Genomic DNA, 23031 nt, shown 5'->3' on the forward strand with positions numbered 1-23031 from the left:
ACCTTTTTTTCAACTATTTTGTGAAAAAATGTCAATCCGCTGAGCATCAGATTGCCAATTTCAGATAAACTATACAAAAAAGTAAAAATAGGGGTTTTTGTGCGCGTTGTCAAGGGAGAGGACAAAGAGGCAGGGAGCTAGAGGCCCATAAGTTCATCAACTCACCAGTTCGTTAGCTCATTCGTTAACACAAACCAGTTTTAAGACTGACTACCAGGCCTTTATCGCATATTACTCCGATGCTTCCCCGTACCTGGTTCGAAGCTTCTTCGGAGTTTGTTCGACCTTTCTTCGACTCTTATAAGGTCGAACAACAGTCGTTGAAGAGTCGAACAAGAGTCGAACAAAGCCCGGTCATTCCCCGAAGCAGCCCCCGGCAAGCACCGAGAAAGAGAAATAACAAAGCCGAACCCAAACTCTATTAGTAAAAACCCATTGAAACAAAAATGGTTCATTGACTGACAGACAATTCTAAGATTATACACTTCAACTTAAAAAACATTGACGGGGCTGTTATCAAGAGTATCTTATTTTGTAAATTCGCAGAAACATTTTGCAAAGACTTTTAAACTCAACAATTCATAAATTTTGCATTTTGTAAAATAAGTTCAGGGTTAACCGCCTCAAAAGCTAAAAAACCGTTTTACAAACACCTTCATACAAATGACAGAATCAAAAAACCTGGTAATCATACCAACATATAATGAAAAGGAAAATATTGAGGCCATTATAAAGGCCGTATTTGCCCAACCCACCCCTTTCGAGGTACTAATTATCGATGATGGTTCGCCCGACGGGACCGCCAGCATTGTAAAAAATATGCAACAGTCGAATTCAGACCGGCTTCATTTGCTGGAGAGAGCCGGAAAACTAGGATTGGGAACTGCTTACATCACAGGATTTAAGTGGGCATTGACACACGGTTATGATTACATTTGTGAGATGGATGCAGATTTTTCCCACAATCCGGAAGATCTGAACCGGTTATACAACGCTTGTTTCAAAGGTGGTGCTGATTTGGCCATCGGTTCAAGATATAAATCGGGCGTGAATGTGGTCAACTGGCCCATGGGAAGAGTACTAATGTCATACTTTGCATCGACCTACGTGAGGCTGATTACGGGAATGAAAATCATGGATACCACCGCCGGGTTCAAATGTTATCACCGCAAGGTCCTGGAAACCATAAAGCTGGACAAAATACGCCTTAAAGGATATGGCTTTCAGATAGAGATGAAGTTTTCGACCTGGAAATATGGTTTTAAAATTATTGAGGTTCCCATCATATTTACCGACCGTCAGGAAGGAGCATCAAAGATGAGCGGTGGAATTTTCAGTGAAGCTCTGTGGGGTGTTATAAAAATGAAGATTAGCAGCTTCTTCAAAAAATATGAAGTATAGTTCGCATTATAACATCAGCTTTTTAAACTAGTTTTCCGGAGGTTACTTTGTAATATCCTTATATTTGGTATTGACATACTTCAGTGCTGCCGTTTACTTAATTCAAAATATCCATCATGAAAACACTTATAAAAAATGCAACCATAATCAATCAGGGAAATTCATTAAAAGGCAGTGTTTTAATCAACAACCGGTTGATTGAAAAAATCTTCCAGGAAACAGATGAACTCCCTATTGTAGAAAATACAATAGATGCATCAGGCAACTACCTTCTTCCGGGCGTTATTGACGATCAGGTGCATTTCAGGGAGCCGGGCCTTACACACAAAGCAGATATTTTCACTGAATCGGGAGCTGCAGTAGCCGGTGGCGTCACTTCTTTCATGGAGATGCCCAACACCAATCCGCAAACCACCACTATTGAGGCACTAAAAAACAAGTTCACAATCGGAGAACAAAATTCATTGGCTAATTACTCTTTTTACATGGGAGCCACCAATGACAATCTGAAAGAAGTGTTAAAAGCAGATCCCAAAACGGTTTGTGGTGTAAAGGTTTTCATGGGATCCTCAACAGGCAATATGCTGGTTGACAAGAAAGAATCCCTCGAAAACATATTCAGGGAAGTTCCAATGTTGATAACCACACATTGTGAAGACGAAACAACCATCCAACTCAACACAAAAAAGTTCAGGGAAAAATACGGAGAAGGTATGGCTTTCAAGTATCATCCTCTGATAAGAAGTGCAGAAGCCTGTTACAAGTCTTCATCGATGGCGGTTGATCTGGCTTCAAAGTTCAATACCCGGTTACACGTACTACATTTATCAACCGCCAAAGAGATGTCTCTGTTCAATAGTCACCTAACGCTATCGGAGAAACGAATCACCGGGGAAGCATGCGTGCATCATCTCTGGTTTACAGACGAAGATTACGACCAATACGGGTCCCGCATAAAATGGAACCCGGCGGTAAAAACAGCGGAAGACAGGGAAGCATTGCGCGATGCTCTCAGGAATAATAAGCTTGATGTGGTGGCCACCGACCATGCGCCCCATACAGCGGAAGAAAAAAATAAAAGTTACTTCCAGGCCCCGTCGGGAGGCCCCCTGGTTCAACACTCATTGCAAGCGATGCTTGAGCTGTCGCAGCAGGGTATTTTCACTAAAGAACTAATTGTAGAGAAAATGTGTCATGCACCGGCAAAGCTTTTCGGAGTTGAAAAGCGAGGTTTCATCAGGGAAGGATATTATGCAGACCTGGTAATCGTCTCCCCCAACCAGAAAGAATTAGTCGAAGATGCATCAGTACATTATAAATGTGGTTGGAGTCCATTCTCGGGAACTACCTTTTCGCACAAAATAACCCACACATTTGTAAACGGACATTTGGCTTACTCAAACGGGAAAATCAACAGAGACCAAAAAGGTATGATGCTAACTTTTAAAAGATAGTTATATGCATAAATCGTTCCCTCTTTTATTCGTCTTACAGTTTTTATTTCAGGCCTGCCAACCGGAATCGGGTGAAACCACCACTTCATCGGCACAATCGACCTCAGGAATTGTTGTTGCCGATACCATCATCTACCCTGTTGACATCATCAACCTGGACTCCACAAATACCTGGGCCTCTTCCAGATTGCGGAATCTGAATCAACAACAAACGGCGGATCTCCTTTTTAAAGCAGTTTATGAGGGAAATGCAGAAGCCCTTGATTACTACAACCGGGAGCCGATCCCGGTAGAAAAGTTAAAAGAGATGGAAGCCTCGGGGGATTTTGACCGCGAAAAATTGGCCCAGTTACAATTTGAAGAAACCTGGCAAATTGATCCTGTCGCAGGCACCATGACCAAAACTGTTCAATCGGTACTCCTTGCCTGGCCTGTTTTCGATAGTCGCGGAAATTTTCAGGCATACCAGGCAGGTTTTTTAATAGAACTGAAACAATAAACATGAGTCATTCATACGCCACAAACTACAATTCACTTGCCCTCCTGACCGATTTTTATGAAATCACCATGGCCTACGGATTCTGGAAAAGCAACATGCATGAGCAAAATGCCGTTTTTAATCTCTTCTTCAGAAGGAATCCTTTCAATGGAGGTTTCACAATTGCTGCCGGTCTGGAATATGCCGTTGACTTTCTCAACAATTTTCGCTTCACCGATACCGACATTGCCTATATCAAGGACCTTACAGGAAATAATTCAAAGCCATTGTTCGAGAACGGTTTTCTTGATTACCTGAAATCCATGGAGTTTCGATGCGATGTAGATGCCATTCCCGAAGGTACCATTGTTTTTCCCAATGAGCCCCTTATCCGGGTCAAAGGTCCTCTTGTACAGTGTCAGCTGATCGAATCGGCGTTGCTGAACATCATCAACTTCCAGACCCTCATCGCTACCAAGTCGGCCCGAATTAACCTTGCCGCCGATGGAGAACCAGTAATGGAATTCGGACTTAGAAGAGCACAGGGGATTGATGGAGCCATCTCTGCCACCAGGGCAGCATTCATCGGTGGTTGCTTCGGAACCTCCAATGTTCTGGCCGCAAAGAGATTAGGAATACCTCCACTGGGAACCCATGCTCATAGCTGGGTTCAGGCTTTTGAGAATGAAACAGAGGCATTTTATGCCTTTGCCGAAGCTCTGCCCAACAACACCATATTTTTGGTGGATACATACAATACACCGAACGGCATTGACAATGCCATTGAAGTGGCAAAAAAAACAGAAGCCAAAGGCTACACGATTAACGGAATACGGCTCGACTCAGGCGATTTGGCCTACCTGAGCCAGCTGGCACGAAAAAAACTCAACGAAGCCGGCTTGTCACACCTGAAAATTGTTGCCAGCAATGACCTTGACGAACATCTGATTTCCAGCCTGAAGCAACAGGACGCAGCAATAGACTCCTGGGGCATCGGCACCAAATTGGTAACCGCCTTTGACCAGCCTGCACTGGGGGGTGTGTACAAACTTGCTGCCATTGAATCCAAAAACGGAGAATGGCTCGATCGCATAAAACTGTCGGAACAATCTATCAAAGTAAATATTCCGGGAATACAGCAAGTCAAAAGATTTTACAAAAACGACCTGATGGCAGGAGATATGATATACGATCAAAGAAAAGACCTCTCCGGATCGGTAAAAATGATTGACCCGGCAGACCCTACCCGAACAAAAATTCTTGACAAAACGATTCAGAAATGTGAAGACCTGCTGATTCCTGTTATGAAAAAAGGAAATTGTGTTTATGAAAAAGAATCCATTTACACTCTTCAACAGCGAACATCACAACAGCTTAAATTGTTAGATAAAACCATAAAACGATTTGTCAACCCACACATTTACCCTGTAGGAATTGAAGAGACACTCTACAACAGGAGATTAGAATTAATCGTGAAGCACAAACAGGCAATTAATAGTTAGATTGTAAGTATTTAAACCACATAAGATAACAGAAAAAGCTTAAACCCTATAAGACATATAAGCATTTTAGATTTTGTTATCAGGATGGTGATGACGCTCAGTGGACTATTTAATAGAATGAACAGAGGTAAAAACACCTCAAACAAACAGAAAGAACTTAAAGATGAATGCATTACTCATTGTGGACGTACAAAATGATTTCCTGCCAGGAGGTAACCTGGCAGTGCCGAAGGGAGACCAGATAATTCCGATAATCAATAACCTTCAAAAGAAATTTCAACTTATTGTAGCCTCCCGGGACTGGCATCCAGCCAATCATGGAAGTTTCGCTTCAAACCACAAAAAACAGAAGCCTGGAGATATAACAGAACTCAACGGACTGGAGCAGATTCTCTGGCCCGACCACTGTATTCAGGGAAGTCCGGGTGCAGAACTGTCGCCGTTGTTAAACCAAAATTTCATCCAACGAATTGTGTTTAAAGGATCCAATCCGGAAGTAGACTCTTACAGTGCCTTTTTCGATAACGGACACAAAATAGAGACAGAGCTACACAGCTATCTTCAAAAAAAAAGTGTAAAACGTCTTTTCGTCACCGGCCTTGCGGCTGATGTATGTGTATGGTTTACCGTGAAAGATGCACTTCATCTGGGCTATGAAACATTTCTGATTACAGATGCGACCAAAGGGGTAAACATCAATCCTGATGATACGCAAAAGGCCTTGGATGACATGAAACAAAAGGGGGCTATCCTGATTTCATCTGATCAGGTCGAGGATTTCATGTAAGAGAGAAAGAAAATTGCAATTCCCGATCCCTTTGAGACAACCTCCATGCAGAAAAACAAAATAGAATCATCATTTCAGGATTCAGCAACTCTGAAGCACAAAACGGGCATTTTTACGAGTTACCTGAGAGTCAATCACCACACGTTCTTTTAGTTTCTCATCAATCACCTGTTGACTGAAATGACGGATGGTCAACAGTTCCACCTGATCGTTATATCTGACACTGTAAAACTCCTTCAGTTTCTCCACCATAGAAATCAGATTCTCCCTGCGATCCACACAGACCGTAAAATTCAAAGCTGAGGTCTGCAATAAATTTATCCTAACATGGTTTTGACTAAAGAGAGCAAGAATTTTACTAAGATTCTCCTCTGTAATAAAGGAGAAGTCACGGGGCGACAATGTTAATAGCATCTGATCCCTTTTCAGAATAAAAATGGGCACCGGAATAGGCTGACTCTCCTGCCTGATGACTGTGCCTGGCCGGTCCTTATCCAAAAAAGATTTTACAAACAGTGGAATCTGCTTATTCTGAAGTGGTTTTAATGTTTTGGGGTGAATCACCTGAGCACCATAATAAGACAGCTCTATAGTTTCGGCATACGACAGACTGTCAATCTTCTCGGCATCAGGAAATATACGTGGATCGGCATTAAGAATTCCGGGAACGTCTTTCCACACTGTAACTCTTTCAGCATTTAGCACATACCCAATGATGGCAGCCGAATAATCTGAACCTTCTCTTCCCAATGTGGTGGAAATATTGCTAAGTGTGCCCCCTATAAATCCCTGAGTCACATACAGGGAAGTATCACTGAATGTAAAGGTCCGGTTCATCAATTTTGTTGTCATTTCCCAATCCACATTGGCATCGCGATAAAAGTCATCTGTCTTTAAAACCTGACGAACATCCACCCATTTGTTGCTGACTCCGGAATAATTAAGGTACGCACTTATAATGTGGGTAGAAAACATTTCTCCGAAGGAAACAATCTGGTCGTACTCGTAGTCGAAATGCATGGAAGGAAACTGTTCCAACCTTCCCTCCAACATACGCACACATTCAAAAAAGGGAGAAAGAACAGCATTTTCAAAATCTCCAAACAGACCCATAATAATACTGTGATGATAATCCTTAATTTGCTGAAGCTGATTTTTGCAATCTACTCTGTTGCCCGAAAAATAGTACTGAGCCAATGTTTCAAAAGCATTGGTCATTTTTCCCATTGCGGAAACAACGATTACCTGAGGTTTGTCAAGACTTTCAACAATTTTAAAAAGATTTTTTACTGCGTCAGCACTTTTCGCCGAAGCCCCGCCAAATTTTGATACCTGCATTAATGATTCGTAATTAAAATGGTTCCAGTGTTTTCTTTTTGGATGGATAAAAGTAAGGATATTTTGGGGCCGGCAAATACACCAACGGAAAATAATTTCACCGATCCGGGAGAACATTAGAAAAAACGGTCATATTCAATTATTTTTTTGTCAAGCTAACCAAAAAAGGAGATTGCTTCACCAGGTTAGCCATAGCATTCAGGATTAAGGTTTTCCCGGAAGAGCGGTTATCGTTTCGGCTGTGCCTAAAAAAACCACTTTCCATCCCCTCATTAAAAAAAGAATAGTTCCCGAAAAGTAACACAGCCTGTCCCGAACATATTAGGAAAGCAATTCTTTCTCAAAAATTAAGTTTCGCCGGTCAGTAGTGAATTTATTTAATAGTTTCTACTTTTGCAGAAAAATACACAACGTGGAAATAAGCACTTTACTTGGCACATTTACCCGTCACAGCGGTCTTCGGCAGTTGAAAGAGTGGACCAGCAATCCTCAGAGTAACATAACGTTAAAAGGTATGTCAGGCTCTTCTGCCGCGCTGACGGCAGCTGTTACCAGCGGCGATCGCAAACACTTTTTCATTCTGGAAGACAAAGAAGAAGCTGCTTATTTCTACCATGACCTTGTGCAGTTGCTGGGCGAAGAAAAAATATTTTTTCTTCCCTCCACCTACAAACGCTCTCCCGAATTTGGACAACCCGACAGCACCAATACCATATTACGTACCGAAGCCCTGGACCAGCTACAGTTCAGTGATGGTTCAGCCCTCATTGTCACACATGCCGAAGCATTGCTTGAGAAGGTGCCCACGCGCCAGGAAATGACCGGACAAGCCATGACTATCAAAACAGGTGACGACCTGGATCCGGCCTTTGTGGAAGATTTTCTGCAGGAGTTATCGTTTCAGAGAGTGGATTTCGTGTATGAGCCCGGTCAGTATTCGTTGCGTGGCTCCATTATTGATATCTTCTCTTTTTCCAACGAAGACCCGGTGAGAGTCGATTTTTTTGGAGACGAGGTGGAGACCATCCGGACTTTCGATATAGAAAATCAACTTTCGAAAAAGACACTGGAGCAGGTCACCCTGCTTCCCGATTTAGGAAAAAGACAACAAGGAAAAGAATACATACCGCTACCGGGTTTTCTCGACAGTAAGACCAGAATCTGGATTCAATCTCCACATCAGGTATTTCAAAAAACAGATGACATTTACCAAAAGGTAGAAAAGAAGTGCAACCAGGAAGACAAGGCTGAAGAAATACCCGGTCTTCCTGCTCCTGAAGATTTAGTTGCTCCCGGGGAACTAAAAAAAGCTCTCGAAAACTTTCACACGGTCATCTGGGGAAGCATTCTCAGCAAGGATATATCGGGACCTGTCATTGAGTTTCCAATTTCACCGCAACCGGTTTTCAAGAAAAACTTCGACCTATTGGAGAAAGATATTCTCCACAAACAGGAAGAAGGGTACACCATTTTTATCCTGTCTGACAACCCACGTCAGCTGGAACGTCTGCGACAAATTTTTGAAGATCGTGGAAAGTCACTCAAGTACGATGAGATTAATCATGCCTTACATGAAGGCTATATCGACCATGAATTAAGGATTTGCGTTTATACCGACCATCAGATATTCGACCGCTACCACAAATTTTCTCTGCGCACCGATAAAGTCAGGGCTGCCCGGCAGTCGCTATCCATCAAAGAGCTTTCCCGCCTCAATCCCGGTGATTATGTAGTACACATAGACCACGGGGTAGGAAAATTCGGAGGTCTGGTGTCCTCTGAGGTAAACGGACACAAACAGGAAGCCATTAAGTTGATTTACCGCGACAATGATGTAATTCTCGTCAACATCCATTCGCTTCACCGCATCAGCAAATTCAAGGGAAAAGACGGCGAACCGCCCAAAATCAACAAACTGGGAACCGGAGCCTGGCAACGAGTTAAAGAAAAAACCAAGAAAAAAGTCAAAGATATTGCCCGCGAGCTCATAGCCCTTTATGCTGCAAGGAAAGCTCAGCCCGGTTTTTCGTTTTCCGACGACAACTTCATGCAAAAAGAGTTGGAAGCTTCCTTTATTTATGAGGACACGCCCGACCAGAACAGAGCCACACAAGCAATAAAAGGCGATATGGAAGAACAAACACCTATGGACCGACTGGTTTGTGGCGACGTGGGATTCGGAAAAACTGAACTGGCAGTGAGGGCTGCATTTAAAGCGGTGAACGACAACAAACAAGTGGCTGTTCTGGTGCCTACGACAATTCTTGCCCTCCAGCATTATCATACCTTTAAAGAGCGACTAAAAGATTTTCCCTGCAACATTGAATATGTAAGCCGGCTCAGAAAAACATCTTCGACCAAAAGGGTCATCAAAGAGGTGAAAGAAGGTAAAGTGGATATCGTTATCGGAACCCACCGTTTGGTTGGAAAAGATGTGGAATTTAAAGACCTGGGGCTGCTAATCATCGACGAAGAGCAACGATTTGGCGTGGCTGTCAAAGAGAAGCTCAAACGAATAAAAGTGAATGTAGATACACTCACACTCACAGCCACGCCCATTCCGCGTACATTACAGTTCTCCTTAATGGGTGCCCGTGACCTCTCCATTTTGAACACTGCCCCGCCCAACAGACACCCTATCATCACGGAACTCCATACCTTTAACGAGGCCATCATCAGAGAAGCAATCTCTTATGAGTTGGAACGCAACGGACAGGTATTTTTCATCAACAACCGGGTGCATAATATTAACGAGATGGAGAAAGCCATCAACCAATGGATGCCCGAAGTGAAAACGGTGGTGGCACATGGGCAAATGGAAGGTTCCAAACTGGAAAACATAATGATGGAATTCATCGAAGGAGAATACGATGTATTGCTTGCCACTACCATTATTGAATCGGGCCTTGACATCCCCAATGCCAACACCATTATAATAAATAATGCACATCATTTCGGTCTGAGCGAATTGCACCAATTGCGCGGCAGGGTCGGACGGTCCAACAAAAAAGCATTTTGCTATCTGCTGGCCCCTCCCCTCACGACCCTCACTCAGGATGCCAGACGAAGATTGCGCATCATTGAAGAATTTTCTGAATTAGGCAGCGGCTTTAATATTGCCATGCAGGATCTTGACATCAGAGGTGCCGGAAATATGCTTGGAGCCGAACAAAGTGGATACATTGCCGACATCGGCTATGAAACCTATCAGCGAATATTGCAGGAAGCCATGCTTGAACTTCGCGAAGACGAATTTCCTGACCTTTTCGGTGATAAGCAAAAGCCGGGCGAAGAAAAATCTGCCTACACCCGTGAGTGCCAGATAGAAACCGATGAAGCAGTCAGAATTCCGGAAGATTATGTTAGTAATACCGCAGAACGAATGGAGCTTTACCGGAATTTGGATAATATCGAAAAGGAAGAAGAGCTCCGTCTGTTTGAAGAGAATCTGGTGGATCGTTTTGGAACGGTCCCGGAACCGACCCAGTCACTGCTAAATGTGGTCAGGGTTCGTATGAAAGCCAAAACAATGGGCATCACCCGACTGTTGTTGAAAAATCATTCTGCGCGACTTCATTTCTTAGACAATCAACAATCAGGGTTCTATCAGTCTGAAACTTTTGGAAAAATTCTAAACTGGATTCAACATCATCCCAAAGAAGTACAAATGCAGCAAAAGAATGGAAAACTCTTGTTAATTATCAAAAACATTAAAGGAATTGATAGCCTGAAAAACAAGATGGAAGAATTAACAGAACCTATGGCTCTTTAGGCAAAGCTTCCTGAAGGACAACCAATATTTTCTCTGCTTCATCCTGACCGTTATTTAGCACATAACTTAGACAATTCAACCAGTGAGTGGTGGTTTCTATGGTCAGCTTTACCGGTTCCCGGCTGGCCTGGTTAAAAACATTCGCCAATGCTCCCCTGTCAATGTTCATCCATGGACGCATGGTAAACACGGAATGTCCACGCATATCGAAAGCAGGATTCACAAACTCCCTGAACCCAGGATTATAATCCACAATTTCAAAAAGCTGATTGATTAACAAAACCGGCCCAGCCCCGGTTAGAGCGGCCTCCCTCCATATTCTCAATTCATCTACACTTGCCATATAATCTGATATTTCAACCAATCCAAACTGAAAAGCAGGTTGCTGGTTAAAGAGAATCCTGGAAGCATGAACCATCACTTTCAATGGTTTTTGGTGAAAGGTCTTAATTTGAAGATGAAAAGGAACAATCTCTTCCGACACATCATCATCAAGAACACTCTCCAAAATATTAACAAAGCCATCATCTACAAAATCGACCAGTGAGGTTCCCACCATATCTTCCATGTAATGCGTCTTAAACAGATCGAGGGCCAGATGATTCAGATACCTGATAATACCGTTCTGGACAATGGTAATGGCAATTGGAGCTTTGGAAATATAATTGCGAAAACTCTGCTCTCTGCGCTTTTGATCCACATCAACCTTATGCTTATAATAGGCAAGTTCCATGGTTATACCCAACTCTTTTTTTGTGATAGGCTTCACCAGATAACCATAAGAATTAGAGAATACAGCTCGTTCCACAACATCATGACTGGTGTCGCTGGAAACAAATATCACGGGAACTTCGCACTCGCGCTGAATATGCTCCGCAGCTTCAATTCCATCCAACTCACCTTCCAGATGAATATCCATCAGAACAATATCCGGCTTATTAGATTTGCACTCCTCCAGTGCGGCAACTCCATCCTTACACCGCCCGATAATTTCGAAACCAAGATCTTTAAGAAACAATGAAAATATTGCGGAGATGAAACGATCATCTTCAACTACCAAAACTTTTCGCATAATGTGGTACAATTTTTGGGAACAATTCCCAAACCAAAAAAAGTTAAACTAAATTTGTTCCGAATATCGGCAAAAGTTTAACGCAAGGGCCCTTTAATAAATTTTGAAAGCATGAATTTAGCGATTGATCAGGGAAATAGCAGCACTAAATTTGGTTTTTTTGACAAGGGGAAATTAATTGCCACTTACAAGCTGGTTTTCCTTGACAAAGAAGAAATATCAAAACTGCTAACCCGGCACCAGCCGGACAACGTGATCATATCTTCAGTTTCAGACAAAACGGAATTTCCGGTAGATTTATTCCACGACATACCAGGCAAATTGATTATTTTTGACCACCAAACCCCCATCCCACTGAAAAACAATTACAAAACACCCGAGACATTGGGCAAAGACCGGCTTGCTGCCGTCATCGGAGCAGCAGCTATGTACCCGGGGGAGCCCATTCTGGTAATTGATGCTGGCACGGCAATCACTTTCGACATATGTAACGACAATATTTATTATGGCGGTAACATCTCACCAGGATTAAAGATGCGGTTTGATGCCCTGCATCAACAAACCAGCCGGTTGCCCCAAACCAGTCCCGGAAGCAGTCCTTTCTGGGGAACAAGCACACCAGAAGCCATTCGCTCAGGAGTTCAGAACAGCTTAGTGATGGAATTTGAAGCCTATATCAACAAAGTAAAAGAACAATATCCCAATGCAAAGACCATCCTTACCGGGGGGGATGCAGATTTTTTTGTCAACTACACAAAAAGTATCATCTTTGCACAACCAAATCTAGTACTTTCCGGACTAAACCGAATAATTGAATATAATGCATAAAACAAACAGATTCTACGTCTTATTGCTATTAGCGCTTTTGACTTCGACCTCCGTATTCGGGCAAAAAAGAACTTACTCCCCCTTTTCCCGTTACGGGGTAGGTGAATTAAACACCACCGGTTTCGGGCAGAATGCCGCGATGGGTAACACAGGAATCGGACTAAAAAGCGATAATCATCTCAACATCCTCAACCCAGCATCTTATTCCGGTATAGACACCATGTCTTTCTTTTTTGAGGCTGGAATTTCCGGATTTTCCCAGGAATTTTCCTCAGGGGAAGGAACAGAGACATACACCAATGTTGATTTCAGCTACTTTGCCATGGGGTTTCCCATTAATCGCAAGATTCACGCTTCTCTGGGTTTAAGACCATTCTCCAACTCAGGATACAAATTTGAATTTTCCGACGGAACCAATCTAAACAAGGCTATCGGAACCGGTAATCTTTCCACGGTGTATGGAGGAATATCGGTTCAACCGGCAAAGAACCTGTCATTGGGAGCTCACGCCAGTTATATTTTCGGGAACATTCAGCACACCACATTTATTGAATTCCCTGATGATAATGCAGCCTATAAGTACGGAGTTCAGTCTGAACTACACGCCAGTGATTTCTTTTTCGACCTGGGTGCCCAATATACTCATCAGATATCGGAAGAAAAGTCTATGACAGTTGGTGTTACTTACCGCCCGGGAGCTTCTCTAAACGGAGATTTTCAGAGAACAGTAGCCAAAGGAACCAGTTATTCGGAAGATGGGAAACTGTTTTCTCCCAGTTACATTATCCCTGAAGCAACAGACACCTCTGATGTTTCAGGGTTCGATATGGCACAATCCATTGGAATAGGTCTCTCCTACAAAAAAGGAGATCAGCTGCTTCTGGCTGCCGATTATACAATGGCCAACTGGGGAGATGTGGACTTTCCTGACAGCCATACCCAAACAACCAACAGTACCCAGTTATCGGCCGGTGCGCAATACACGCCCGACAGTCGTTCACAAAATTACCTGGCCCGCATGAAATATCGAGCTGGGTTAAAGTTTGGTGAGGAATACATTCAAATTGGGGACAACAAAATCAATAACTTTGGCATAACTTTTGGTATAGGTTTACCATACAATCGTTCAAAGACTTCGGTCAACCTGGTTTTTGAATATGGAACAAAAAAGCCAACGGGCAATTTGGATATGACTGAAACCTATGGAAAAGTCACTTTGAATTTTACATTTCATGAGTTCTGGTTTAATAAATGGAAATTCCAGTAAATCAAAACTCAGGAATCAAAAGATTTTTTCTGATATTTTTTTACCTTTGCACAGTTTTGAAAAATCTGTTTTGCTTAACAAAGCAGATTTGTTCATGACCATCCGACGAACATAAAATTTTAACCGTTTAAGCAAAGAAAACAACAAATCAGACCAGAATAGTTTCTATTTGTAGAAAAGCGAAACTATTTCAGGATTACAAACAAAAAAAATTTCTCATGAAAGCGTTTACAATAATATTTTTGGGATTGCTGTTGTCAACTATTCAGGCCTTTTCACAAAAAGGCGTGGAAGATGGATCGAAGTACGGACATGGAGAAGACAGTATCACTTGTTTAAAAAACCTCTCTCTATATACCGAACTGGTAAAACAGGATCGTTATGATGAGGCACATCCTTATTGGGAAATCGCCTTCAACGAATGCCCCTTATCCACCAGGAGACTTTATACCGATGGTGAGGAGATCATGGATTATAAAATAAAACATGCCGAAAATCAAGCCGAAAAGGATAAGTATTTCGACGAGTTAATGAGAGTTTACGACCAGCGGATAAAGTACTTTGGAGATCATCCACGTTACGGCGTTCCTTATATTAAGGGAAAGAAAGCAATATCCATGTTGGATTATAAAAAAGATGACATCGAAATCAGAAAAGAAGCTTACCAGCTTCTAAAGGAATCGGTGATGAATGGTGGTGGGTCCACTCAACCTGCTGTTCTTGGAATATTTATGACCAGTACTGTTGCCATGTTTAACGACAGTGAAATTCAGGCCGAAGATGTAGTAAACAACTACACCACCATTACGGACCTGCTTACTGCCCAAATTGAGAACCCGAAAATGGCTAAATACAAGAGTACACTCGAAGATTTGGCCGGAAAAATTGAGGAACTCTTTGCCCGAAGCGGAGCCGCTAACTGTAACACTCTGGACAGAATTTTCTCTCCACAACTAGCAGAGCATAAAGATGATCTCCCCTGGTTAAAGCGTGTAAGCCGTCTGTTGGCTAATGGAATGTGTGAAGATATGGATTTACTTTACAAAGTATCAGAATACCAGCACAATATTGAGCCATCACACTCATCAGCTTATGGTTTAGCTCGTATGTACCTTAAAGCAGGAGACACTGACCGTTCGTCCGAATATTACGAGGAAGCCATTAGTCTGGTAGAAGATGATAACCAGAAAGCTAAATATTACTACCAGTTAGGTTTGGTGAATCTTGCCAACAACAGATTCTCATCAGCTCGTACCAATGCATTAAAAGCCATTGAAGCCAATCCTGAATGGGGACAACCCTACATTCTTATTGGTAAAGCTTATGCCACTTCCGCCACTGGAATCGGTGATGACGAATTTACCCACAAAACAGCTTACTGGGCTGCTGTTGATAAATTTATCCAGGCTAAATCCGTGGACCCTCAGGTTGCTGAAGAAGCCAATACGCTCATCAACCTATACATAAAGCACTTTCCCGAAGAAAAAGAAATTTTCTTCCAGGGCCTTGAAAAAGGAGGTTCGTATACTGTAGGTGGCTGGATTGGCGAGCGCACAACCGTCAGAAGCAAATAACGAATGAAACACAGATTTTTTAAGCATAATTTAACCATTAAAACAGCAGGCAGTATTATATTACTGCTTGCTGTTATTGTTTTGATTTCTGCCTGCCAGTCGAACACCACAGAGGAGATTCAGGCTGCCGTAGACGAAGAAAACTTCCCTTCCCTGTCGGTTCAGGATTTGGAAACAGCCGTTACCGACTCGGGCAAAACCGCCTACCGGTTTATCACGCCCGAAATGAATCAGTACGACAATTTGGAAAAGCCTTACACCGAGTTCCCAAAAGGTTTGCACCTGATTATTTATAATGACAATGAAGAGATAGATGCGCAAATTAAGAGTCAATACGCTATTTATCACGAAAGCCAAAACTTATGGGAACTCCAAAACAATGTGGAAGCCGTGAACTTCAAAAATGAAGTTATCAATACAGAGCAGCTTTTCTGGGATTCCAACAAACACATCATCTATTCGGACGAATTCATTAAAATCACCACCGAGCAGGAAATCCTCACAGGTTACGGGTTTGAATCTGATGAGCGGCTCGAAAATTATACCATAAAACGAATCAGTGGTATATTAACGGTGGACGAGAACAATACAAATTGATTTCCCATCACAAAGTTTTTTGTTACCTTGCAACAAAGAGTTCTATCCTTTGAGTAATGGAATATTTACCTATCATTCTTGCCACCATATTATTTTCGGCATTTTTTTCAGGAAGCGAAATGGCTTTCCTTACTGCCAATAAATTACTGATTGAGCTTAACCGACGTAAAAATCCGAGAATAGCCCATCTAATTGACCGTTTTTTGCGAAAGCCAGGAATGTTTATCACCACCATTCTCATTGGCAACAACATTGCACTGGTTGTTTACGGTATCTATATGGCGCATTTGTTTGAACCCTTAATTTCCCGGTATTTTTCTTCCGATTTTGCAATTTTATTGCTTCAAACCATTATTTCAACCCTTATCATTCTGACGACAGCCGAATTTCTACCAAAAATTGTATTTCGCCTCAACCCCATCTTCACCTTAAATATGTTTAGCATCCCACTGACTATTTTTTACGGAACGTTTTTCCCGGTATCACGACTAACCCTGGGACTGTCAAACTTCCTGCTAAAAAGAATCGGCAATTCACAAGATTCCATCTCTACCGAAGATTTGGTTATCGGACGGCTGGATTTTAACCATTTACTGGAAGAACACCACGAGCAGAATTCCACAGATGAAGATATGCCGCAGGAAGTAAAATTTCTAAAAAATGCACTGGATTTCTCTACGGTAAAGATTCGTGAATGCACCATTCCCCGAACAGACCTGGAAGCCATTGATGCAGAAGAGAGCATAGAAAATCTAAGACAAAAATTTATTGACAGCGGTCATTCAAAAATACTGGTATTTAAAGAAAATATCGACAACATCGTTGGCTACATTCATGTTTCAGAACTATTTAAACACCCGCGAAAATTAAAGAATATCATAAATCCCATAAGCATAGTGCCCGAAACAATGACCGCCAATAAATTACTGGAAATTTTCACCAAAGAACACCGAAGCATCGCTCTGGTGGTGGATGAATTTGGTGGAACTGCCGGGATAGTTACCCTGGAAGATATTCTGGAAGAAATTTTCGGAGAAATAGATGATGAACATGATGTTTCAGATCTGATGGAAAAACAGATTGATGAATACAAATTTCATCTGTCGGGACGATTTGAAGTAGATTACCTGAATGAAAAGTACCAGTTAGATTTGCCGGCTTCGGACGAATATGAAACACTTGCCGGCATGATTTTAAGTTTCAACGAATCCATACCCAAAGTTGGAGAGGAAATTAGAATCCCGGATTTCACCCTGCGCATTCTTGATGCCACCAGTTCCAAGATTGAATTGGTGGAACTCGTCAAAGACCATGAAGAATAATTGGTCAGTTTCCATAATCATTATAAATTCGCCCCACTTAAACCGGAATAAGAAAACGGATTGTGCAATTTTTTGTATATTCGTCACCTGATTTAAAAAACAAAATTAATTTGTATTCGAATGGCAACTTTAGAAAGAATCAGAAGTAAAGGAGGAGTTCTTGTAGCCGTAATGATCGGCTTCGCCCTGTTTGCCTTCATAATGACCGACCTGCTTAGTTCAGGCTCATCCATGTTTCAAAGATCACAAATGGAAGTAGCGGAAATCAATGGAGAATCAATCTCTATTCAGGATTTCCAGGCACGCGTGTCCGAAATGGAGGAATATACCCGATTGAACTCAGGAGAATCCTCTCTTGACGCTGAAATGGTTAACCGCCTGAGAGACCAGGCCTGGAACCAGTTAATAAACGAAGTAATAATGGGTGAAAAATACCAGGAACTTGGTATTGAAGTCACCTCTGCAGAGCTACTGGAGATGGTTACCGGGAACAATGTTCATCCGACTATCCGTCAGCTTTTCAGCAATCCTCAGACCGGTGCTTTTGACCGGGAGCAGGTAATTAATTTTCTCCGATCTAAACAATACGATCCGACAGCAAATTTCTACTGGACATTTGTTGAACAGCAGATCATCAACGAGCGCCTTTTCAACAAGTATTCGTCGTTGTTGGAAAACGGAATGTTGGTTACCAATCAGTGGGTAGAAAGCGAAGCGCGGGCCCGCAGTTCCAAAGTAGATTTTAACTTTGTAGTAAGTCGTCTTACTTCCATTACCGATGAAGAAGTGAACGTTACCGACAAAGAAATTGAGACCTATTACAACAACAATCAGGACGAATTTCAGCAGGAAGCCAGTCGTGACATTGAGTATCTGACATTTGATGTAGAACCAACCGAGGGAGATCGTGAGCAGACACGTCAGCGTGTTTTGGAAATGCAGGACGATTTTGCCAACCCGGATATTGATGCATCGCAGTTTGTCAGGATCAACTCGGACATTCCTTTCAACGGAAGATACCAAAAGGCCGAAGCGCTTGATGATGAAATCAGAGGTTTTGTTACCACTGCAGAAGAAAACGAGGTTTACGGTCCTTACTTTGAAGACAACACCTATAAACTCACCCGTGTGGTTGACATAGCTCAGGTACCCGATTCTGTAAAAGCCCGTCATATCCTGCTTCGTCAGAATCCTCAAAATCCAAATGAAGCCAACGAAGTAGCAGACAGCCTGATAACTCTTTTGAAAAAGGGCGCAAACTTCGCAGAGTTGGCTCGTCAATATTCAGAAGACCAGGGCTCAGCCATCAATGGCGGCGATTTGGGATGGTTCCGTCAGGGAATGATGGTAAAACCCTTTGACGATGCTTCTTTCTTTGGAGACAAAGGAGACATCGTAAAAGTGGAGACTCAATTCGGAACACACATCATACACATACAAGACAAAGGAGTGGCTGCAACAAAATATCAGTTGGCCACACTGGGTCGCGAAGTAACCTATAGTTCTCAGACCTATCAGAATGTTTATTCAGAGGCTACGAAATTTGCAGCACTCAACAATACCGCTGAAAAGTTCAATCAAGCCATTGAAGAGCAAAACCTAACCAAGCGATATGGTCGTAACCTGAACAAGAATGATCGTCAGGTTGGTGCCCTGGAGTCACCCAGGCAGCTTGTTAAATGGACCTTTGAGGCAGAAACAGGTGATATGTCACCAATTTATGAATTGGGAGACCAGTTTGTGATTGCTGTCCTCACAGATATTACCGAAGAAGGAACAATGCCGCTGGAAGCTGTTCGCAGTCGCATAGAGCGACAATTGATGAACGACCACAAAAAAGAAGTTCTTGTAGAACGCTTGCAACAGGAGAAAGAGAGTGGAAAATCATTGCAGGAGATTGCCGAAGGACTTGAGGTTGAAGTTCAATCAGCCTCTGATATTGATTTTGGTGCTTTCCAGGTAGCCGGAGCAGGAGTAGAACCGGCATTGGTTGCATTGGCTGTATTCTCACCCGAAAATGAAGTTTCAGATGCTGTTGCAGGCAGTAATGGAGTTTATCTGGTAGAAGTAACCAATAAAGAAGAGGCGGAAGTAGATTCTGAGCAGATAAAACAACAACTAGCCAGAACGCTCAACTCAAAAGTGAGCTATCAACTACTGCAAACCATCCGGGAAGAAGCAGAGATCGTTGACAACAGAGCCAATTTCTATTAGAAATAAAACAACACATATAAAAGGGCGGGATTTTTCGAAATCCCGCCCTTTTCTGTTTTATCGCTAAATGCCGTTTGGTTATTCCCCGGCCAGTAGGCGCTTCACAGTGTTGGAAACATCTTTCCCGTCGGCTTTTCCCGCCAGCTTTTTGGTAGCCACCCCCATTACCTTACCCATGTCTTTAACCGACTCAGCACCCACTTCCTTAATTATATCTGCCACCACCTGTTCCATCTCTTCGGGAGACATCTGCTCAGGTAAAAATTCGGAAATAATTTCAGCTTCAGCCACTTCTTTGTCATACAAATCAGCACGGCCCTGTGCAGAATAAATAGTAGCAGAATCTTTTCTCTGCTTCACCATTCGCTGAAGAAGTTTCAATTCCTCATCCTCAGAAATTTCACCACCCGATTTCCCGGAAGTTTTAACTTCAATAAGTTCCTTTTTAATGCTGCGCAATGCTTCCAGTCTCAACGAATTCCTGGCTTTCATTGCCACTTTAATTTCCTCAGAAATTTTATCAATCAAACTCATATCTAAACATTAATAAATTAAATAGTCTTTGCAAGAAAACACCAACTACTGCGTTATTCTCGTTTTTGAATCAGTTATTTACGAAGAGTAAACTCCTTGGATTCAAAAACTTCGAAAGCCTTGTATTTGGGGCTTTCTTATCAAAGACTAAAAAAAACTTTGTTTTCTTGCTGGCACTAAATATCAGTCCACATTATCGTGTAGCCACGGATTATTATCACTCACCCGTGGTCCGTTTTTTCCATCTTTCAGCGAAAAGCGGGAAACTTTCTTCTCGGTTCCCGGATTACTCACTTTGCTTTCCGGCTTATCACTCTTTTTCAGATTAACTCCTCTTCTTTTGTATGCCGGAATTTTCTCCATTTCCTCAATCATCTTTTCATCACTCAACTCTTCCGGGGTCAATGCAGCTGCAGAACCGGGCTCAAGCAACGGTGCAGCACCCTGCCCGTTGGAATTGGAAGACCAGGCAAAAAGGTCATCTTCCTCCTCACTATTCACACTTTTCGTTTCCTCTTCACCATACAAATAGTCGATTTGTTTCTCTTTTCGGCGCTCAATTTCTCCAAAGTCAAAAACCCTGGAACTGTCCTCACCATCCATTTCAATCTCCTCCTCTTCCCCATCATTTGTCACGTTGCCTTCCTCATCCATATTGAAACGGGTAACTTTACTTTTTACGGGCGTCTCATCGGGCTTCTGAATAATATGTCCTGAAGCAAAACCGGTGGCAATAATGGTAACCCCGACCTCACTTTTCAACTGCTCATCGGTTCCTGAGCCCCAAATGATGGAGGCAGAAGCACCCACACGCCCTTGTACATAATCGGTAATTTCAAACACTTCATCCATGGTAATTTCATCCACCCCTGAGGTGATGTTCAGAAGGATATTTTTAGCTCCCCGAATGTCGTTATTGTTCAGCAAAGGAGATTCCAATGCAGCCTGAATTGCATCAATTGCACGTTCATTGCCGTCAGCACTCGATGACCCCATGATGGCCACCCCACTATCCTTCATCACCGTTTCCACATCGGCAAAATCCACGTTGATATAACCATGAACGGTAATAATTTCCGCGATCCCTTTGGCCGCAGTAGCCAACACATTATCGGCGCGGGAGAAAGCATTACTCAGCTTCAGGTCGCCATACATATCACGCAGCTTCTCATTGTTAATAATCAAGAGCGAATCCACGTTTTTTTCCATCTCAGCAACCCCTTCAAGTGCCTGTTCTATTCGGATGCGTCCTTCAAATTTAAAAGGAATGGTAACAATACCCACCGTAAGAATTCCCATATCTCTGGCGGCTTTGGCAATTATGGGAGCAGCACCTGTGCCGGTACCTCCTCCCATTCCGGCTGTAATAAAGGCCATCTTGGTATTATCTCCCAGCACCTGCTGAATATTTTCCAGGCTTTCAATGGCAGCTTCCCGCCCTTTCAAGGGTTTGTTTCCTGCCCCTCGACCTTCAGTCAGAGATTCCCCAAGTTGAATTTTCAGGGGAACCGGGCTGTTGGTAAGCGCCTGGGCATCGGTATTGCAAACCACAAAGCTCACATCCTTTATCCCCAAACCATACATATAATTTACAGCATTGCTGCCACCACCCCCTACACCAATTACCTTGATAATGGAATTGGGGTTTCCCTGGATATCGAAATTCATCAAATCTTCGCTCATAATTACCTCCTTGTGCTGGAATTACATTTCCGTATCTTTCTCTTCGAACATTCCGGCAAGCCTGCTAAAAAGGTCACCGGTAATATACTCCAACTTGTCCCGTTTTGGTTTCTTATTCTTTGACACATTTTTCTTTTTCCTGTCAGATTTGGACACCGGTTGTTCCTCTTTTTCCACATCATCAAACAATTCCTGCTCTCGGGTAATGCGACTTCCGGGATATTTTCCGGCGGAAATCAGCAAACCTGCAGCAGTGGAATACAAGGGAACCTTTAATAGTTGCTCCTCCTCGCTTGAAAAAGCTCTGGATACCGATCCAATGCGCACATCAAATCCGGTTTTCAGTTTGGTCAGGTCCGAAAGATGTTTCAACATCGCTCCGCCACCGGTGAATACAATACCGGCTCCCAACTTTTCGAAATATCCGGAACGCTCAATGTGGTGCATAATCAGTTCGATAATTTCCTCCATGCGTGCCTGAATAATGCATGCAAGACTTTTAAATGCAATCTCCTTGGGCTCCCATCCCGAGATTCCGGGAATGGTTACAACCGCATCTTCACGCGCCATGGTTCCCATTGCCGAACCAAACTGGGTTTTCATCTTTTCGGCATGTTTTTGCAGTACCCCACATCCTTCTTTAATATCATTGGTCACCACATTACCACCAAAAGGAATCACAGCTGAGTACCGCAGCACCCCATCCTGAAAAAGAGCCAAATCCGTAGTTCCGGCACCAATATCCACCATTACCACGCCCGCTTCCTTCTCCTCATCAGACAACACTGCTTCTGCCGAGGCCAGGGGTGAAAAAATGAGGCCATTCAATCGAAGTCCTGCTTTCTCGATACATTTCTCGATTTTCCGAACATCCGACTGCATGCCGATAATCACATGAAAATTACCCTCCAGTCGTTGACCGGAATACCCAATGGGCTTTTTTACACCTCTTTCGTGATCCACCGCATAATCCTGCGGTACAACATGAAGAATTTTCTCGTCAGGCTGAAGTACAATGCGATAGCTATCCTGTAGAAGTTGTTCCAGGTCGAAGCTTTTTATCAGCTCATCTTCTCTGATAAACCGATAACAACTATTCTTAGTTGCCCGCACATTGAAACCGGACACACTCACAAACACATCAATCAGTTTTATGTTCAAGCGTTGTTCCAGGCTGGAAACCACCCTGCTGACAGCATTCACAATCT

17 protein-coding genes are annotated in these 23031 nt (G+C 42.8%); 12 read left to right on the plus strand and 5 right to left on the minus strand.

From position 1 onward, the window contains the following. The first annotated feature begins 663 nt into the window (after nt 1–663). From QZZ43_RS18145 to pncA, 5 genes are all read left to right on the plus strand, one after another. Nucleotides 664–1401 (plus strand): polyprenol monophosphomannose synthase, encoded by a 738-nt coding sequence (locus QZZ43_RS18145; RefSeq protein ID WP_291862219.1) that lies wholly within the window; start codon nt 664–666, stop codon nt 1399–1401. Between the two features lie 116 nt (nt 1402–1517). After that, nucleotides 1518–2855: a dihydroorotase gene (locus tag QZZ43_RS18150; RefSeq protein WP_291862221.1), complete on the plus strand. Its 1338-nt coding sequence runs from the start codon at nt 1518–1520 to the stop codon at nt 2853–2855. A 4-nt stretch (nt 2856–2859) separates the two neighbouring features. Beyond that, a complete protein-coding gene (locus QZZ43_RS18155) occupies nt 2860–3354 on the plus strand; it encodes a hypothetical protein (protein ID WP_291862223.1) in 495 nt (164 codons plus the stop codon). 2 nt (nt 3355–3356) lie between these two features. Continuing rightward, nucleotides 3357–4835: a nicotinate phosphoribosyltransferase gene (locus QZZ43_RS18160; protein ID WP_291862225.1), complete on the plus strand. Its 1479-nt coding sequence runs from the start codon at nt 3357–3359 to the stop codon at nt 4833–4835. Between the two features lie 163 nt (nt 4836–4998). Beyond that, nucleotides 4999–5622: a bifunctional nicotinamidase/pyrazinamidase gene (gene pncA, locus QZZ43_RS18165; RefSeq protein WP_291862226.1), complete on the plus strand. Its 624-nt coding sequence runs from the start codon at nt 4999–5001 to the stop codon at nt 5620–5622. 81 nt (nt 5623–5703) lie between these two features. Here the strand turns inward: pncA and QZZ43_RS18170 are convergent, their stop codons facing one another. Beyond that, the gene (locus tag QZZ43_RS18170) at nt 5704–6960 is read right to left on the minus strand and encodes an aspartate kinase (protein ID WP_291862228.1); all 1257 of its coding nucleotides are present in this window, start codon (nt 6958–6960) and stop codon (nt 5704–5706) included. Nucleotides 6961–7372: 412 nt separating this feature from the next. Here QZZ43_RS18170 and mfd point away from each other — a divergent pair, with 412 nt between their 5' ends. Further along, nucleotides 7373–10732 carry a transcription-repair coupling factor gene (mfd, locus tag QZZ43_RS18175; protein ID WP_291862231.1) on the plus strand — a complete coding sequence of 1120 codons (3360 nt, stop codon included), beginning with the start codon at nt 7373–7375 and terminating at the stop codon, nt 10730–10732. On the opposite strand, the gene QZZ43_RS18180 is transcribed toward mfd, so the two are convergent. Then, nucleotides 10719–11804: a response regulator gene (locus tag QZZ43_RS18180; protein ID WP_291862232.1), complete on the minus strand. Its 1086-nt coding sequence runs from the start codon at nt 11802–11804 to the stop codon at nt 10719–10721. The genes mfd and QZZ43_RS18180 overlap by 14 nt on opposite strands. Nucleotides 11805–11915: 111 nt before the next feature. On the opposite strand from QZZ43_RS18180, the gene QZZ43_RS18185 reads away from it, so the two are divergent. The 6 genes from QZZ43_RS18185 to QZZ43_RS18210 all read left to right on the plus strand — a co-directional run bounded on the left by QZZ43_RS18185 (nt 11916) and on the right by QZZ43_RS18210 (nt 19606). Then, nucleotides 11916–12632, plus strand: a complete 717-nt coding sequence (locus QZZ43_RS18185; protein ID WP_291862234.1) for a type III pantothenate kinase — start codon at nt 11916–11918, stop codon at nt 12630–12632. Then, a complete protein-coding gene (locus QZZ43_RS18190; RefSeq protein ID WP_291862236.1) occupies nt 12625–13899 on the plus strand; it encodes a hypothetical protein in 1275 nt (424 codons plus the stop codon). The genes QZZ43_RS18185 and QZZ43_RS18190 overlap by 8 nt, the downstream gene beginning before the upstream one ends. Before the next feature lie 218 nt (nt 13900–14117). After that, on the plus strand, nt 14118–15473 hold the full coding sequence (locus tag QZZ43_RS18195) for a lipopolysaccharide assembly protein LapB (protein WP_291862238.1): 1356 nt from the start codon (nt 14118–14120) through the stop codon (nt 15471–15473). Between the two features lie 3 nt (nt 15474–15476). Then, nucleotides 15477–16070, plus strand: a complete 594-nt coding sequence (gene lptC / locus QZZ43_RS18200) for an LPS export ABC transporter periplasmic protein LptC (RefSeq protein WP_291862240.1) — start codon at nt 15477–15479, stop codon at nt 16068–16070. Nucleotides 16071–16126: 56 nt separating this feature from the next. Then, nucleotides 16127–17392, plus strand: a complete 1266-nt coding sequence (locus QZZ43_RS18205; RefSeq protein WP_291862242.1) for a hemolysin family protein — start codon at nt 16127–16129, stop codon at nt 17390–17392. Between the two features lie 120 nt (nt 17393–17512). Next, nucleotides 17513–19606: a peptidylprolyl isomerase gene (locus QZZ43_RS18210; protein WP_291862244.1), complete on the plus strand. Its 2094-nt coding sequence runs from the start codon at nt 17513–17515 to the stop codon at nt 19604–19606. 78 nt (nt 19607–19684) lie between these two features. On the opposite strand, the gene QZZ43_RS18215 is transcribed toward QZZ43_RS18210, so the two are convergent. The 3 genes from QZZ43_RS18215 to ftsA all read right to left on the minus strand — a co-directional run. After that, nucleotides 19685–20140, minus strand: coding sequence for a GatB/YqeY domain-containing protein (locus tag QZZ43_RS18215; RefSeq protein ID WP_291862246.1), 456 nt, complete (start codon nt 20138–20140; stop codon nt 19685–19687). 183 nt (nt 20141–20323) lie between these two features. Then, on the minus strand, nt 20324–21823 hold the full coding sequence (gene ftsZ / locus QZZ43_RS18220; RefSeq protein WP_291862248.1) for a cell division protein FtsZ: 1500 nt from the start codon (nt 21821–21823) through the stop codon (nt 20324–20326). A gap of 21 nt (nt 21824–21844) precedes the next feature. Next, on the minus strand, nt 21845–23031 hold a 1187-nt coding region (gene ftsA / locus QZZ43_RS18225; protein ID WP_291862250.1), incomplete at its 5' end, for a cell division protein FtsA.

The sequence above is a fragment of the Marinilabilia sp. genome (genome assembly GCF_016278715.1).
GTDB lineage: Bacteria > Bacteroidota > Bacteroidia > Bacteroidales > Marinilabiliaceae > Marinilabilia.

Coding starts and splice junctions, on each gene's coding strand:
- QZZ43_RS18210 (WP_291862244.1), top strand. CDS start 17,513: ATGGCAACTTTAGAAAGAATCAGAAGTAAAGGAGGAGTTCTTGTAGCC.
- QZZ43_RS18205 (WP_291862242.1), top strand. CDS start 16,127: ATGGAATATTTACCTATCATTCTTGCCACCATATTATTTTCGGCATTT.
- QZZ43_RS18155 (WP_291862223.1), top strand. CDS start 2,860: ATGCATAAATCGTTCCCTCTTTTATTCGTCTTACAGTTTTTATTTCAG.
- QZZ43_RS18170 (WP_291862228.1), bottom strand. CDS start 6,960: ATGCAGGTATCAAAATTTGGCGGGGCTTCGGCGAAAAGTGCTGACGCA.
- QZZ43_RS18185 (WP_291862234.1), top strand. CDS start 11,916: ATGAATTTAGCGATTGATCAGGGAAATAGCAGCACTAAATTTGGTTTT.
- QZZ43_RS18160 (WP_291862225.1), top strand. CDS start 3,357: ATGAGTCATTCATACGCCACAAACTACAATTCACTTGCCCTCCTGACC.
- ftsZ (WP_291862248.1), bottom strand. CDS start 21,823: ATGAGCGAAGATTTGATGAATTTCGATATCCAGGGAAACCCCAATTCC.
- QZZ43_RS18195 (WP_291862238.1), top strand. CDS start 14,118: ATGAAAGCGTTTACAATAATATTTTTGGGATTGCTGTTGTCAACTATT.
- QZZ43_RS18215 (WP_291862246.1), bottom strand. CDS start 20,140: ATGAGTTTGATTGATAAAATTTCTGAGGAAATTAAAGTGGCAATGAAA.
- lptC (WP_291862240.1), top strand. CDS start 15,477: ATGAAACACAGATTTTTTAAGCATAATTTAACCATTAAAACAGCAGGC.
- QZZ43_RS18180 (WP_291862232.1), bottom strand. CDS start 11,804: ATGCGAAAAGTTTTGGTAGTTGAAGATGATCGTTTCATCTCCGCAATA.
- pncA (WP_291862226.1), top strand. CDS start 4,999: ATGAATGCATTACTCATTGTGGACGTACAAAATGATTTCCTGCCAGGA.
- QZZ43_RS18190 (WP_291862236.1), top strand. CDS start 12,625: ATGCATAAAACAAACAGATTCTACGTCTTATTGCTATTAGCGCTTTTG.
- QZZ43_RS18150 (WP_291862221.1), top strand. CDS start 1,518: ATGAAAACACTTATAAAAAATGCAACCATAATCAATCAGGGAAATTCA.
- QZZ43_RS18145 (WP_291862219.1), top strand. CDS start 664: ATGACAGAATCAAAAAACCTGGTAATCATACCAACATATAATGAAAAG.